Genomic DNA, 13,972 nt, shown 5'->3' with positions numbered 1-13,972 from the left:
TCCGGCCAGTCCGACGCTCGAGGGGCTCGGAATGCCGTTTCCCAAGGGTGGCAATGGAATAACTTTGCGTGCTGGGGCGGCGGCGGCAACCATGCAAGTCCGTTGCTATTCGGCGGATCGCGCGGGAAGGTGAGACAGATGCGGCTGATCATGATCGACGATGACGCCGAGGGGGGTGCAACCCTGGCGCAGGGGCTCGAACTGCACGGGCATCAGGTGGAGCGTAAACATCGCGGGGCCGACCTACTCCTGGCGCATCACGGCTATCACGCCGTTATCCTCGATGTGGGCCTGCCGGATATGGACGGGTTGCAGGTATTGCGCAAGTTGCGCGAGGTCAGCTCGGTGCCGGTGGTGATTCTCGGCGAACACGACGATGAGCGTTCGATTGTGCTGGGGCTGCACAGCGGGGCCGACGACTACCTCGTCAAACCCGCGCGCATCGGAGAGTTGGTCGCTCGACTCGAGGCGGTCACACGTCGGGTCGGCGTTGCCAGTGTCGCCCGGGGTAAGACGGTGACCAGCGAAGACGTCCGCGTAGATCTCGCGGCGCGGCGGGTAGAGGTGGCCGGGGAACTGGTTCCGCTCACCCGGCTGGAGTTCGAGTTGCTACGGGTCCTGGTCGAACGGCCCGGAATCGCGGTCAGCCGTGAGCAATTGATGGATTGCGTCTGGGGCGACTCGATGCTGGCCGTATCGCGGAAACTCTATGTGCATATGGCTTCGTTACGCGCCAAATTGGACCGCCCCGCATTGATTACGAATATCCGCGGCTTCGGCTATCGCTGGGGTCCGGACCCGTACGAGTCGACCACCGATTCGAATTTGCTGCACGCGGTATAAACCGCTACCTCCGATTGTTCCGATCACCGGGAGTTCTTCCCGACGCGCCACCACGGCAACCATATAACTGGCGGCGCCGAGGCGACACAGACATCATCATGTCCAGCCTATGTCGCAGTAATTCATTAGATCAGGCCGCGGATTCGGCGTTACAGTCGGCCGGTGACGTGGACCGCACCCGAAATCACCAGAACCACACCGCCGCTGGTCGCCGACGAGCGGACCATGCTGCAGACCTGGCTGAACCTGCACCGTCGCACCCTGCTGTGGAAATGCGCCGGGCTCGAGGCCGAACAGCTGAAGCGGCGCGGCATCGCACCCTCGACGTTGTCGCTGCTCGGCTTGGTCCGCCACCTCGCCGAATGCGAACGCGGCTGGTTCCGCATCGCCGCCTGCGGCGAACCGCTGGACTACCTCTACTGCAGCGAAGACAATCCGAACGGAGATTTCGACGATATCGCCGATGCCGATGCCGCCGCGGATCTGGCGACACTGCACGCGGAGATCGAATCGGCCGACGCCGCTGTCGCGGACCTACCCCTGGACCACGTTTTCACCTATCGCAGCACCGAATTCAGCCTGCGCTGGGTCTATGTGCACATGATCGAGGAATACGCGCGCCACAACGGCCACGCCGACTTCCTGCGCGAACGCATCGACGGCGCGACCGGCGACTGACGCATCAGAGCTGATTCCGGCTGGCCCACGCGGCGATCTGCGTCCGCGAGGCGAAGCCCAACTTGGTGAGAATGTGGTCGACGTGGCTCTCCGCGGTCCGGATCGAGATCACCAATTCGCTCGCGATGCCCTTATTGCTGTAGCCCGCCGCGATCAACCGCGCGACATCGCGCTCGCGTCGGGTGAGCATTTCCACCGCAACGGGTTTCACCGCCTGAGCCGCCGGACGCGACCGTCTGCCGAGCGCATAATCAACGGCCTCCGCCAACTCCATACCCGCGCCCGCATCGAAGGCGGCCCGAAACTCCTTCTCGCCCATCGCATCGCGCACCTGTAGGCGCACTTTGTCCCCCACGAATTCGGTCATCTCATGGGCGAGCCGCTGGGTACTGCCGCGCCGCACCGTCGACGCGGCACCCATCAATCGCGCCGCCCGGTTCAGATCACCCTCGGCCGTCGCCACCCACGCGAGTCCGTCGAAACCGGACGCCGTCCACGCACACCGGTCGAACAGACTGAACAGCTCGACCGCCGTGCGAAGTTCGGCAATTGCCTTGTCCTGCTCGCCTTTACGCCAATAATTGGTGCCCACGGCCCAATGCCCCAACCCACCCAACAGGTGCGACCCATAGTCCTTGGTCTGGGCGAGGAATCGATTCGCGATCGCGTCCGCCCGATCGTCGTCGAGCACCAGAGCACAGACATACGCGAAGGCCAGAATTTCCATTTCGGCGCCGTGGTATGCGCAGGATCGCGCACGATCCGAGGCGGCCTCGGCGATATCGAGTGCCTGCCTCGGTTCATCGTCGGCGAATGCCAAGAGGGCAGCGAGCAGGGCATGTTCGACGAGTACCTCTTCGGCATCGAGTTCCGTTGCGATATGCAGACATTCGCCCGCCAATCGCGTCGCGTTCTCCGGATCTGCCAGCATGGCGGCGATCACCGAGGCGGCGGCAAGTGCGCGCGCCCGATCCTTCGTATGGTCGAGATCCTTCTCCAACGCCTCCAGCAGCCAGCGATAGCCCTCCAGCAGGAAGCGGTAGTGCTCCCAGAACGGGCGCAGTTCCGTCGCGAGCTCCAGTGCGCGATGGGCACTTTCCGGATCGGCGAGCGAGAACTGTAGTGCCGCACGCATATTCGGATGTTCCCGGGTGACATCGCGGAACCAGGTGACGTCATCGCTGCCCCAGTACGCGGTGCGCCCACGCGCGGCGACCTCGTGGTAGTAATCGCGATGACGCACGCGCACCGCCCGCTCAGCACCGTGCGCGACCAATCGCGCCAAGGCGAACTGACGCAGCGGTTCGAGCATGGTGTACCGCCCGGTTCCGTCGCTGTTCTGTAGGTAACCGAGCACCGACTTGTCCACCAACCCGGTCAATGCGTCCAATAGCGTGTCCGGAACCACGCAGACCGCCTCCGCGGCCTCCAGATCGAGTCCGCCAGCGAAGACCGACAGTTGCTCCCATAGGAGCTGTTCGTCGGGCGTGCACAGGTCATAGCTCCACCGGATCGCGGCCTCCAGGGTCTGCTGCCGCTCCGGCGCGGTGCGCAACCCGGCGGTGAGCAGCCGCATCGCATCGTCGAGGCGGGCAAGCACTTGATCCGGCGTGAACACTCGCAACCGCAATGCCGCCAGCTCGAGTGCCAGCGGTATGCCGTCCAGGCGACGACAGATCGCCGCGAGCGTGCCGCGATTGACATCGGTGACGTGGAAGTCGGGATTGGCGGCGACGGCTCGATCGATCAGCAGCCGCAGCGCGTCGCTGTCGATATGCACTGGACGAGTCTCGCCCTCGTCCGCCTCCGGCACGGCGAGCGCCGCCACGGGCATGACCTGTTCCCCGGAGACCCCGAGCGGCTCGCGGCTGGTCGCCAGAATCCGCACATCGGTGGTCGCCGGAATCAGCCGGTCCACCAGTTCGGCGCACGCGCCGATCAAATGCTCGCAGTTGTCCAGGATCAGCAGCAGGCTCTTGTCCGCCAGGAATTCGGTCAGGCCGACGACGGGTGAGGTGGTGTCGTCGCGCAGACCGAGCGCCTGCGCGACGGTCAACGCCACCAAATCCCCGTCGTGCACATGCGCCACCTCGACCAGCCAGACACCGTCGGCGAAGGCGCGGCCCACCGCCTCCCCCACCCGCCGGCTGAGCCGGGTCTTCCCGACGCCGCCCGGCCCGGTCAGGGTGAGCACCCGCGTGCTGGACAGCAGCTTGCGCGCCGTGGCGACCTCGGCGCCACGACCGACAAAGCTCGTCACCTCAGCGGGGAGGTTCCCTGTCACGTGCCGCACCACGCTGCATACCTTTTCATGCGTGGCCACCGTCCCGGGCATTTCGACCGAGATGTCATATCGGTACCCGCTTGGAGACTATCGCGTCCGCCGGCCCATCCGGTCCCGGCACCGACGCGGTACTCGAGATAGGTGATCGTGTTCCCGTCATTGCCCGCCCGATCGACTGCTGGGTATGGCCGAGCACCTCGCTCGGATGGCCCACCCGGGCCAGCGCCCCGGTGAGCACCTCGACGGGACCGATATCGCAATATTCGGTGCGCTCGGCGACACCATCGATGCTGAGGGTGACCACGGTGTACGCGTCGGTCGCTGGAGATTCGGTCAACGTGTCCGATGCCGCTTCGCTGTTCAGATAGGTCGCCTCGAACAGCTCGTACGGTTCGGCGGCGGTGATCTCATTGCTAGACTGTCGACAACTCCTCAGACAAGTAGAGAGGTTCGGATGGTCTCGCAGGTTCGGCGACATCCCCTCGCGGCACAGGCGGCAGAACTGCTGCTCACCCGTATCCGGAACGGGGAATGGCCACTGGGACATCGCCTTCCGGGCGAAAAGACCCTCGCCGCGCAGCTCGGCGTAGGCCGCTCGACACTGCGCGAGGCGATCCGCGAATTGGCGGGTAGGGGCGTACTCGACAGTCGTCAGGGCGCGGGCGTGTTCGTGACCGCGCTGGATGTCACCGAGGACTGGGATGTGGTGCTGCGCCGCGCCACCATCGCCGCCGTCATCGAGGCCCGCATCGCCATCGAGGCCGAGGCCGCCGCCCTGGCCGCACAGCGTCGCACCCCCGCCGACCTGCGCGCCATCCGCCGCGCACTGGCCGCCCGCGAACCGCACGGTGAGCCGATCGCCGACCATGTCGATGCCGATATGGCATTCCACCGCGCCGTCATCGTCGCCGCCCACAACGATGTGCTCACCCAACTCTTCGACAGCTTCCTGCCCCGACTACGGGTCGCGATGATCGACATGCTGAAGATCCGTCCGGTCCCCTCCGAGCCCGCCGACCACGACGCGCATACTCGGCTCACGGATGCGATCGCACATCGAAATCCGAGCGCCGCAGCGGAATTCAGCCGAATGCATCTGACGGCTCTGAAGGACGCGTTCACCTGACCCGCGGCTTGATCGCGCATACCGAACCGAACGGAGACCCCCCGTGGCCGAAACCCCGGTCCTGCAACTGACCGATGTCACCTTCCGCCGCGAAGGCAAACAGATCATCGACGGCATCTCGCTGACCGTCCACGCGGGCGAGCACTGGGCGCTGCTCGGCCCCAATGGCGCGGGCAAGAGCACGCTGCTCGGTTTCTGCGCCGCGGTCACCTTCCCGACCTCGGGCACCGTCGATATCCTCGGCCAGCGGATGGGGCGGGTCGAGCTGGCCCCACTGCGCCACTGCATCGGTCATGTGAATCCGCGCCATCCACTGCGCTATCGGCTGACCGTCCGCGAGGTCGTGCTCACCGGTATCACCGCCACCATCGACACCCCGATGCGCTGGACGCCGACGCCGGAGGATCTGCGCCGCGCCGACGCCATGATCGACACCGTCGGCCTCAAAGGCAAGGGCGAAGAGCACTGGCCGACGCTGTCCCAGGGCGAACGCGGCCGAACCCTGATCGCGCGTGCGCTCATCGCCGAACCGAGTCTGCTGCTGTTCGACGAGCCGTCCACCGGACTCGATGTGGCGGCCCGCGAACAACTCCTCGAAACCATCGACGCACTCGGCGAAACCCATCCCGAGGTCGCGTCGATCCTGGTCACGCATCATCTGGAGGAGCTGCCGAGCACCACGACCCACGCGCTGCTCATCGCCGACGGCCGGACCGTTGCCGCCGGTCCCGCGGCCGAAACGGTCACGACGGAGACCGTGAGCGCGGCCTTCGACCACCCCGTGGCGGTCCGCTACGACGACGGCCGGTGGACCGCGCGTGCCGCCGTACGCGCCTGGTCCGCTCAGCAAACTTCCGGTCAGCAAACTTCCAGAAGAATTTTCCGGGAGAATGTCGATTCGAGCCGACGCCGTTCGATGCGTTGAGTGAGGGTCGGACAAGCCGACCACCGAACCGAGGATGGCCAGATGCGACACATGATGCTGATCCGAGTCGATCCGACGAATGCGCCGGTTCCCGACGAGGCACTCATCGAGCAGGTCAACAAGGTGATCGAGGAAATGACCAAGGCCGGGGTGCTGCTGGATACCGCTGGCTTGCATTCGATCACCGAGGCCACCAAGATCACCCAGAGCGGCGGTAAGCAGACCGTGCTGGACGGTCCGTTCACCGAATCGAAAGAGGTCGTCGGCGGGTACTGTCTGCTGCAGACGAAAACGAAGCAGGAGGCGGTGGAATGGACCTCGCGCTTCCTGAGCGTGCACGGGCCGGAGTGGGATATCGAGATCGAGATTCGTCAGCTCGCCGAGGGCTGATCCGATAGATGAGCCGGTCGCCCGAGCAGATCCGCGATGCCGTCGAAACCGTGTGGCGGATGGAATGGCCGCGCCTGGTCGCCGGGCTGACCCGGATCGTCGGCGATATCGACGCCGCCGAGGAACTCGCCCAGGACGCGTTGGTCGCGGCTCTGGAGCAGTGGCCAGACGACGGTGTGCCGCCGAATCCGGGCGGCTGGCTCATGCTCACCGCGAAGCACCGAGCGATCGATCGGGTGCGGCGCAATCAGAACCTCACCCGGAAGCTGACCTTGGTCGGTCATGAATTGCGGACCGTTTCGGAGCTCGAGACGCAGGAAGATATCGAAGACGATCTGTTGCGCATGATCTTCACCGCCTGCCATCCGGTGCTGTCGCCACCGGCCCGAGTGGCCTTGACGCTGCGGTTGCTCGGCGGATTGACCACCGAGGAGATCGCACGAGCCTTTGTCGTACCGGAATCGACTGTCGCCCAACGCATTGTGCGGGCCAAACGCACCATCGCCGCCAGGCGCGTGCCGTATGCGGTACCGCATGATGACGAACTGGCCAGGCGTTTGGATTCGGTACTGGAGGTCGTCTACCTGATCTTCAACGAAGGCTATTCGGCGACGGCGGGCGATGATTGGATCCGCGTCGAGTTGTGCGAGGACGCCTTGCGATTGGCGCGGATGCTGGCGAATCTGCTGCCCGACGAACCGGAAACACACGGCCTCGCCGCACTACTGGAATTGCAGGCCTCGCGCTCGGCCGCACGGATGGGACCATCGAAAACCGTTGTGCTGCTGGCGAATCAGGAGCGCGCCCGGTGGGATCAGCTACTGATCCGACGTGGTTACGCCGCACTCGGACGATCCCATGCCGTCAGCCGCGAACGCGGGATACGACCGGGCCGTTATGCGCTGCAAGCCGCGATCGCCGCCGTACACGCCATGGCGCCGAGCACCGAGGAGACCGATTGGCGACGCATCGCGGGCCTGTATGCGGTACTCGCCGAACGCTTTCCGTCACCGATCGTCGAACTGAATCGAGCCGTCGCGGTCGGCATGGTGCACGGACCCGCCGCGGGTCTCGAACTCGTCGATGCGCTCGGCGCCACCGGTACGTTGAGCAACTATCACCTGCTGCCCGCCGTCCGCGGTGACCTGCTCGACCGACTCGGTCGACCGGACGAAGCGCGTGCCGAATTCGCTCGTGCGGCGGAGCTGACCGGCAACAATGCCGAACAGGCGTTGCTGCGGGACCGTATGTCCGGATGTGAATAGCCGCGTAGTGCCCATGGTTTCGCTCGCGACCGCTCATCGGCACTTGCGCAACCGCCAACCGCTGTGGGCGATGTGGCGTTGCGGGCGGGCCAGGCCGGGGACCGTGGCGTCGAATTGGGTACGACGCCACGCTCGGCTATCGCGTTACATCGGCGGCGTGCGCCTCGACCTCGGCCAGTTCCTTCAGTGTCAGCAACTGTTTGCGCATCATGAGCAGATCGCCGAGGGCCAGCGCACGGGCGATGAGCCATGGTGCGCCGCAATGCGATCGGACCATCAGGCGGGTACCGCCCGCTTCGGGGCGCACCGCGTAGGTGACACAAAACTTGCCGGAGACCAGGGTGATATGGCGGCACAGCGCAAAAGAGTCGAGCGTGAACGCGAACATGAACCGCTGTCCCACTTCGAGTTCGGTGAGCACCGGATCGCGGTGGCGTGGGCTGCGCCTGCCGAAGTTGTCGAGCAGATCGTAGCTGTACGGCGCGACCCGCAATTGGCACAGCCAGCCGTACACCACGCTGGGTGGCGCATCGATGCTGATGGCCCGATCCGCCTGCACCCCACCGGGTTGCACCTCGTCACAGGGCAGCGGAAGCTCGCATTCGGCCTCGGTGGCACCCCAGACCAAACCCGGGATCATGCCGCGGCCGCGATTCGGCGCAGCATATCGCGCACCACGATCTTGTGGCCGCCGGTGCCGATGACCAACGCGCGGTAGATTTTTCCGTGCAGCCCAGGGAATTCGGCCCAGCTGCGCGCTCGCACCAATGTCCGGCTCGGCCCCTGCTCGTCCAGTTCGAAGACCAGCGCATAACGCGAGAACCAGTGGCGTCCCCGCAGTGCCAGCCGACCGGGCTCCTCGGCGGCGTCGAGCACGAATCCGGTCGGCGCCTTCGACGGATCGTTCGGATCCTTACAGACAACTTTCAGCAAAGCTTTCCACGCCCGCTCGCGATTCGCGTCCACCGATCTGGCATGCTGATCAATATAGGGCAATCGCTCCATATAGAAGGAACGTACTAGTACATGGCACCTCCCCGCAAGCACGACACCGATGTGATCCTCAACGCAGCGCGCACCCTCGTGCTCACCGACGGTCCCCGCGCCGCCAGTGTGGCGGCAATCGCGGCCGCCAGTGGTGCACCCGTCGGCACGCTCTACCATCGCTTCGGCAACCGCAATGGCGTACTCACCGCGGCCTGGCTGCGCGCGCTCGAACGCTTCCAGGACCGCGTCAAGGCCGCCGCCACCGAACCGGATCCGGTCGAGGCCGGGGTCGCGATGGCCGTGGCGAGCATCCACTTCGCTCGCGAATTACCCGAGGACGCAAAGCTTTTGCTGAGCCTGCGCCCCAGCGACCTGCTCGACGGCGGCCCGGACGCGGAATTCCGGGCCCGCCGCGACCAAATGAACGCACCGCTCATCGACCATATGCGCCGCATTGCCGCCGCCCGCTTCGGCCGCGCCGGCGACCGCGAAATCGACGCCGTCACCCGCGCCGTTGTCGACCTCCCCTACGCCGCCCTACGCCGCCACGCCCAGGCCCCCGCCCTCCCCGACTGGCTGGAAGCCGACCTCACCGCCGCCGCCCGCGCCCTGCTCGAGTCCTACACTGAACACGAACCGCGCCGCGCCGACATGGCGTGACAGCACCGCTTGCTGCTCGACCATCGGGTCCGAGCAGAACCGGAATGATCCGTGCCGTGCCACCACGGCGGCATCCCACCAGCTACCGACAACAACGCTAGCTCCCCGTGACGAGGGCGGGAGTGAGTTCGTCGAGGGTATCGATCACCACGGCGGCCAGGGCGAGAGCGTCCGCGGCGGGTGGGTATTCCGGGCGCGGTGCGGCGATGACGCGCATACCCGCCGCGTGTGCCGCGCGCAGGCCATTGCTCGAATCCTCGACGGCCGCGCATTCGGTGGACTTGTGCCGCAGAAATGCGGCTGCCGCCACGTAGACATCCGGTGCGGGCTTACCCCGGTCGACCTCCTCGGTGGAGAAGGTGACGCCGAAGAATTCGATCAGCCCGGTGCGTCCGAGCACTGTGTCGATCAAGGGTCGCGGCGACGAACTGGCCACCGCGAGCGGCCAGTGCTCGCTGATGCGCTGCACCGCCTCGATCGCCCCCGGCAGCAGCGGCACCGACTGCTCGTAATGCTGCGCCATCTGATCGATCACATCATTGGCCACGGTTTCCGGCGACGCTCCGACACCGAGTTCAGTACTGAGGTACTCCGACCACTCCCCGGTACTCATCCCCATCAACCGCTGCTGCGTATCGGGTAGCCAGCGGCCGCCCTGCTTCGCCACATACTGGCGACGCACCTGCTCCCACACCGGCTCGGAGTCGATCAGAACACCGTCCATATCGAAGACAACAGCAGCAATATGCATACGGGACAAAGCCTTTCGCCAGCGACACCGCTCGGCAAGGCTCGATGGCCAGCCATCGACCCGCCCCGCGGTGGAGGTTTCGGACGACCTGATTCAAGAACGCGTACCCACAGTAGGCCAGCCGATCCGCCCGCGCACCCCACCGCCGCATCCCATTCGTCCGCTCCGTCGACGTAACGCGCGGCCCCACCGAACGAGCATTCGACCGGCAACCGATAACGTGTTCTATATGAACGAAGAGCAGGTCGGCGTCGCGCTGCCGAACGCCGAGCACCACGAGGGCGGATTCCGGCCGATGTCGAAGCTGATCAACGCACAGCTGGACGACCTCGATATTTCGCGCGGCGGCCCGCACTACGGCGCGTTCATCGAACAGGTGCGCGGTCTGATGGATCGGGCCCGGCTGGCCTGTCCGACCGATGAGCTCGCGCTGGAGACGATCGGCATTCTCAAACAGCTCAACGACAAGCTGGACGCCGCGATCGTCGACGAATGGTCCGCCCCGACCTGGACCCGGGTCGACCTGCCGTCCCGGGGAAATATCACCCTCCCACCGTTCATCATCGACCAGGCGAGCCGGGACGGCGTCGATGCCCGCATCACCTTCCGCACCTTCCACCTCGGCGGCAATAATGCCGCCCATGGCGGACACGTCGCGCTCGGCTTCGATGATCTGCTCGGCATGGCCGCGGCGAGGCACACGGGCGAGGTGACCCGCACTGCATCGCTGACCATCGACTACCGCTCGATCACCCCACTCGATACCGAGCTGCAGGTGCGCGCGTGGGTGGAACGGCAGGAGGGCCGCAAGGTCTATGTCCGGGCCACCCTGCACGATGGTGATCGCCTGTGCGCCGAGGCACAGGGGCTGTTCATCGTCCTCAGGACCGGACAGCGGTGAGGACCGAGATCGGGTGGAACCGACACCACCCGATCTCGAGCGTCCTAACCTTTGGGGAAGTGTTTGTTGCGGTATTCGGCGAACCGGTCGTCGACCTGATCGGCGGTGAGGCCGAAGTCCTCGAGCGAGTAGCGGTGCACGGGCCGCGCCGCGCCGGAGGTACTTTCCGTATGTAATGCCGTCATCGCGGCTTCGGCCTCGGGGCTCAGCGCGATATCGAAGTGCCGATAGATCGATCCGACGGTGCCGATCGGGTCCGCGACGAAATCGTCGTAGTACACATCGCAGAACTGAGCGGCATTGTGCCGCTTGCGATCCGCCAGGAATTTATCGGCTCCCCTGGCCCACAGATCCAACTGCGCCGCACCCACGACCGGACCACGGAACTTCTCCGACCACCCCGCCGACGCCTGCTCGTTGAGGCTGCACACCGAGGCGATAATGGTGCGCGGATCCCGATGCATCTGGATCACCAGCGCATCCGGATACACCTCGAAGATCGCGTCCAGCGCGAACAGATGACTCGGATTCTTCAATACCCACCGCCGGTCGGCATCCGGCATCCCGATCAACTGTAGGTTGCGCCGGTGCCTGCGATAGGCATCGGTCCAATCCTGTTCGCGCAACCATTCGGAATATCCGGGCAGATAACCGAGGCATTCATAGGACACCGACATCAGCGACTGCCGCAGCAGCTGCCAGCACTCCTCCACCTGATCCGCCGAAATATGGTGCACGCCCATGAATTCCGGATGTTCCACATGGTGCTGTTCGAATGCCGCCTCGATCCGCTGGTACACCGGATTGTCCGCCCAGGTGTCGCGCGGCGGTCGCGGCTGCGGCATCTCGGTGAGCCACATCTGCAGGCCCTGATGCGCCGGATCCGCATTGAGCAGCCGATGCACCGCCGTCGTACCCGAACGCGGCAGCCCGGTCACGAAGATCGGACGCTCGATCGCGACCTCGGCGTGTTCCGGAAAGCGTTGCCACGCTGCCTCACTCAGCAGCCGAGCAATCAGCGCACCGCGCAGGAAGGCTCGATTGACCTTATTGCCGAAGGGCGTCAGCTCGGCCTCCTCGGCATAGGACTCGAGTAGCACCCGTAGCCCCTCGCGATAGCCTTCGTCGCCGAAATCGCTCAGTCCGACGACCTTGGTCGCCGAAGCGTGCAGATCGTCGATGGTGCCGACGTCGTCTCTGCCGATCACAGTCATCTCCTAGTGGTGGTATTCGCCGCCGTTGACATCCAGACACGCGCCGGTGATCGCCCGCGCCAGATGAGAGGCGAAAAAGACCACGGCGTCGGCGATCTCATCGGGTTCGGGCAGCTTGCGCAGATCGATCGTCTCGGCGGTTTCGGCGTACACCTCTTCGGCGGTGATCCCGCGCTGCTCGGCCAAATAGTTGAAGTACCACTTCAAGTTGTCGGCCCAGATATAGCCGGGCGCAACGCTATTCACCCGAATGCCCTTCGGCCCGAGTTCGGTGGCCAGGCTCTGCGCCAGCGCGAGCAGACTCGCCTTGGCCATCTTGTACGGTCCGAAGGTGCGCCGCGAATGCCGCAGCACCGCCGAATTGATCATGACCACCGACCCTTTCGACTCGGTGAGCGCAGGCACGAACAGACGCGTCAACCGCAGTGCGGCAAGCACATTCGTCTCGAAGCCGGCACGCACATCATCGAGGTCGACATCGGCCAGATCGGTGATCGGCGGAATCTGGAAGGCATTGTTCACCAGCGTGTCGACATGACCGAAGGCGCTCTGCGCCGTTTCGACCAGATTCGTCACGGCCGCTTCATCATTGATATCGGTCGGCACCACCACCGCGCGCCTGCCGAGTCCGGTGATCTCCTCGGCCACCTCGGTCAGCCGGGACTCGGTCCGCGAGGCCAGCACCACATCGGCACCCGCACGCGCGCTCTGCACCGCAATGGCGCGCCCCAACCCCGGACCAACACCCGAGACGACAACCACCTTGTCCTGCAACAACATCAGCCGAGCATCCTTTCGGCCACGGCAACCTGACGCGCCGCGATCCGCGCCTTCCATTCCTCCGGTGTCACCCGAGCGTCGTCGTAATATGGCAGCCGCTGCGGCACTTCGTCGACCGAAACCATCTCCACCGTCGGACCGTCCTCCGGCTTCAGATCTCGAGACAGCCGCTGCCAGCGAAACTGCAGGTATCCCCGCGCATGTCCAGTGCGCTCGATCCAGTTGGCCAGTCCGGGGTCCCGCTCGCTCACCACCAGACGGATCTTGCCGTCCGGATCGACGCGGGCCTGGTCGGCGGTGAGGCTGGTCTGGTGGTTGATGTAGTCCAGCGACAGGTACCACATGCTGCCGAGCTGGAACCCCTGATACGGCGCATCCGATTTCGGCACCGTAATGATCATCGCCTGATCGTCGTCGAGTTCGTAATGGCCCACCGAGGAGAATTGTGTGGTGAGTCCGCCGGGGGTGGACCGCGGTTCGGTCAGCGTATTGACCGGCAGGTTCAGATAGAACCACTTCGGGAACGCCAGGAAGGTATTCAGCCGCGAGACCAGCATTTTCCCGGCGATGTCGTATCGCTTGGTCAGCAGATCCTTGGTCAGCGGCGGCGGTGCGTCGCCGATCCGGTCCACCCGCTGGATGCGAATCGTCCCGGATTTCTCGGTGGCCCAGTCGCTGTGGACCTCACGCACCACGAGCATGGCGGAATCCGGCGCGAGGTGGACGTAGCCGGGCCCCGCCGGGCCCGGACCGAAACGGATCTCATAGGAACCGTCCGCCGCGATATCGAGGGCGCGGTCATCGAAGGCGGTCAGGCTGTCCGGTACATCCACCGGCGAATAGTTGCCGTTGAGCACCTGGAAGCTGAGGTCACGGGTGGTGCCGCGGGTTCCGGTCACCACATATTCGGCATCGGGGCGCAGATACGAATGGAAATAGAGGGTGTCCGGATTGTCCAGACCCATCTTCGTGTACGGCCCGGTGGACTGGACGAAGAACGGAAAATCGCGATCGAAAGCCCACGCCATCTGGATAGCGGCGCGAATACTGCCCGCGAGGTAGTCATAGCCCTCGACGAGGTCCTGTTCGGTCCGAATATGCGGTGCGCCGGTGATGATCTCCTCGGCGGCGGCAATGGCTTGCGCGAACGGCTGTGTCAGCAAGAGGC

General features: G+C 65.2%; 16 protein-coding genes. 8 read left to right on the top strand and 8 right to left on the bottom strand.

Features of this window, described 5'->3' with window-relative positions:
• The first annotated feature begins 138 nt into the window (after positions 1-138).
• Together AB0J29_RS01585 and AB0J29_RS01580 are read left to right on the top strand one after the other, a co-directional pair.
• Complete coding sequence (locus AB0J29_RS01585; protein WP_364777393.1) at positions 139-843, top strand: response regulator transcription factor; 705 nt, start codon at positions 139-141, stop codon at positions 841-843.
• Positions 844-1,005: 162 nt separating this feature from the next.
• Positions 1,006-1,521, top strand: coding sequence for a DinB family protein (locus AB0J29_RS01580; RefSeq protein ID WP_364777390.1), 516 nt, complete (start codon positions 1,006-1,008; stop codon positions 1,519-1,521).
• A gap of 4 nt (positions 1,522-1,525) precedes the next feature.
• Here AB0J29_RS01580 and AB0J29_RS01575 read toward each other — a convergent pair whose 3' ends face one another.
• Together AB0J29_RS01575 and AB0J29_RS01570 are read right to left on the bottom strand one after the other, a co-directional pair.
• Positions 1,526-3,805 (bottom strand): LuxR C-terminal-related transcriptional regulator, encoded by a 2,280-nt coding sequence (locus AB0J29_RS01575; RefSeq protein ID WP_364777387.1) that lies wholly within the window; start codon positions 3,803-3,805, stop codon positions 1,526-1,528.
• Between the two features lie 64 nt (positions 3,806-3,869).
• The gene (locus tag AB0J29_RS01570; RefSeq protein ID WP_364777384.1) at positions 3,870-4,142 is read right to left on the bottom strand and encodes a hypothetical protein; all 273 of its coding nucleotides are present in this window, start codon (positions 4,140-4,142) and stop codon (positions 3,870-3,872) included.
• 117 nt (positions 4,143-4,259) lie between these two features.
• On the opposite strand from AB0J29_RS01570, the gene AB0J29_RS01565 reads away from it, so the two are divergent.
• From AB0J29_RS01565 to AB0J29_RS01550, 4 genes are read left to right on the top strand one after another with little or no spacing between them, the layout of a single operon-like run.
• Complete coding sequence (locus tag AB0J29_RS01565) at positions 4,260-4,931, top strand: FCD domain-containing protein (protein ID WP_364777381.1); 672 nt, start codon at positions 4,260-4,262, stop codon at positions 4,929-4,931.
• Between the two features lie 43 nt (positions 4,932-4,974).
• Positions 4,975-5,856 (top strand): ATP-binding cassette domain-containing protein, encoded by an 882-nt coding sequence (locus AB0J29_RS01560; RefSeq protein WP_364777378.1) that lies wholly within the window; start codon positions 4,975-4,977, stop codon positions 5,854-5,856.
• Between the two features lie 42 nt (positions 5,857-5,898).
• A complete protein-coding gene (locus tag AB0J29_RS01555) occupies positions 5,899-6,246 on the top strand; it encodes a YciI family protein (RefSeq protein ID WP_364503209.1) in 348 nt (115 codons plus the stop codon).
• 8 nt (positions 6,247-6,254) lie between these two features.
• Positions 6,255-7,511 (top strand): sigma-70 family RNA polymerase sigma factor, encoded by a 1,257-nt coding sequence (locus tag AB0J29_RS01550; RefSeq protein ID WP_364777375.1) that lies wholly within the window; start codon positions 6,255-6,257, stop codon positions 7,509-7,511.
• A gap of 136 nt (positions 7,512-7,647) precedes the next feature.
• Here AB0J29_RS01550 and AB0J29_RS01545 read toward each other — a convergent pair whose 3' ends face one another.
• Positions 7,648-8,151: a hypothetical protein gene (locus tag AB0J29_RS01545; RefSeq protein WP_364777372.1), complete on the bottom strand. Its 504-nt coding sequence runs from the start codon at positions 8,149-8,151 to the stop codon at positions 7,648-7,650.
• Positions 8,148-8,516, bottom strand: a complete 369-nt coding sequence (locus AB0J29_RS01540) for a hypothetical protein (protein WP_364777369.1) — start codon at positions 8,514-8,516, stop codon at positions 8,148-8,150. Before AB0J29_RS01540 ends, AB0J29_RS01545 begins: the two co-directional genes overlap by 4 nt.
• 21 nt (positions 8,517-8,537) lie before the next feature.
• On the opposite strand from AB0J29_RS01540, the gene AB0J29_RS01535 reads away from it, so the two are divergent.
• On the top strand, positions 8,538-9,158 hold the full coding sequence (locus tag AB0J29_RS01535) for a TetR family transcriptional regulator (RefSeq protein ID WP_364777366.1): 621 nt from the start codon (positions 8,538-8,540) through the stop codon (positions 9,156-9,158).
• Positions 9,159-9,255: 97 nt separating this feature from the next.
• Here AB0J29_RS01535 and AB0J29_RS01530 read toward each other — a convergent pair whose 3' ends face one another.
• A complete protein-coding gene (locus tag AB0J29_RS01530) occupies positions 9,256-9,909 on the bottom strand; it encodes an HAD family phosphatase (protein WP_364777361.1) in 654 nt (217 codons plus the stop codon).
• Positions 9,910-10,138: 229 nt separating this feature from the next.
• Here AB0J29_RS01530 and AB0J29_RS01525 point away from each other — a divergent pair, with 229 nt between their 5' ends.
• Positions 10,139-10,810, top strand: coding sequence for a PaaI family thioesterase (locus tag AB0J29_RS01525; protein WP_364777358.1), 672 nt, complete (start codon positions 10,139-10,141; stop codon positions 10,808-10,810).
• A gap of 44 nt (positions 10,811-10,854) precedes the next feature.
• Here the strand turns inward: AB0J29_RS01525 and AB0J29_RS01520 are convergent, their stop codons facing one another.
• From AB0J29_RS01520 to AB0J29_RS01510, 3 genes are read right to left on the bottom strand one after another with little or no spacing between them, the layout of a single operon-like run.
• Entirely contained in the window at positions 10,855-12,018 is a 1,164-nt protein-coding gene (locus AB0J29_RS01520; protein WP_364777355.1) for a sulfotransferase, read from the bottom strand.
• Between the two features lie 9 nt (positions 12,019-12,027).
• Positions 12,028-12,804, bottom strand: a complete 777-nt coding sequence (locus AB0J29_RS01515; RefSeq protein WP_364777352.1) for an SDR family oxidoreductase — start codon at positions 12,802-12,804, stop codon at positions 12,028-12,030.
• Positions 12,804-13,967, bottom strand: coding sequence for a hypothetical protein (locus AB0J29_RS01510; RefSeq protein ID WP_364777349.1), 1,164 nt, complete (start codon positions 13,965-13,967; stop codon positions 12,804-12,806). Before AB0J29_RS01510 ends, AB0J29_RS01515 begins: the two co-directional genes overlap by 1 nt.
• Between the last annotated feature and the right edge of the window lie 5 nt (positions 13,968-13,972).

The sequence above is a fragment of the Nocardia sp. NPDC049707 genome, from assembly GCF_040674855.1.
GTDB lineage: Bacteria > Actinomycetota > Actinomycetes > Mycobacteriales > Mycobacteriaceae > Nocardia.
Note: the sequence above shows the minus strand (reverse complement) of the source record. Positions and strands in the feature narration are given on the sequence as shown.

Excerpts from the sequence above, each read along its gene's own strand:
- AB0J29_RS01585 (WP_364777393.1), top strand. The coding sequence starts at position 139 with ATGCGGCTGATCATGATCGACGATGACGCCGAGGGGGGTGCAACCCTG.
- AB0J29_RS01565 (WP_364777381.1), top strand. The coding sequence starts at position 4,260 with ATGGTCTCGCAGGTTCGGCGACATCCCCTCGCGGCACAGGCGGCAGAA.
- AB0J29_RS01555 (WP_364503209.1), top strand. The coding sequence starts at position 5,899 with ATGCGACACATGATGCTGATCCGAGTCGATCCGACGAATGCGCCGGTT.
- AB0J29_RS01550 (WP_364777375.1), top strand. The coding sequence starts at position 6,255 with ATGAGCCGGTCGCCCGAGCAGATCCGCGATGCCGTCGAAACCGTGTGG.
- AB0J29_RS01545 (WP_364777372.1), bottom strand. The coding sequence starts at position 8,151 with ATGATCCCGGGTTTGGTCTGGGGTGCCACCGAGGCCGAATGCGAGCTT.
- AB0J29_RS01540 (WP_364777369.1), bottom strand. The coding sequence starts at position 8,516 with ATGGAGCGATTGCCCTATATTGATCAGCATGCCAGATCGGTGGACGCG.
- AB0J29_RS01535 (WP_364777366.1), top strand. The coding sequence starts at position 8,538 with ATGGCACCTCCCCGCAAGCACGACACCGATGTGATCCTCAACGCAGCG.
- AB0J29_RS01530 (WP_364777361.1), bottom strand. The coding sequence starts at position 9,909 with ATGCATATTGCTGCTGTTGTCTTCGATATGGACGGTGTTCTGATCGAC.
- AB0J29_RS01525 (WP_364777358.1), top strand. The coding sequence starts at position 10,139 with ATGAACGAAGAGCAGGTCGGCGTCGCGCTGCCGAACGCCGAGCACCAC.
- AB0J29_RS01515 (WP_364777352.1), bottom strand. The coding sequence starts at position 12,804 with ATGTTGTTGCAGGACAAGGTGGTTGTCGTCTCGGGTGTTGGTCCGGGG.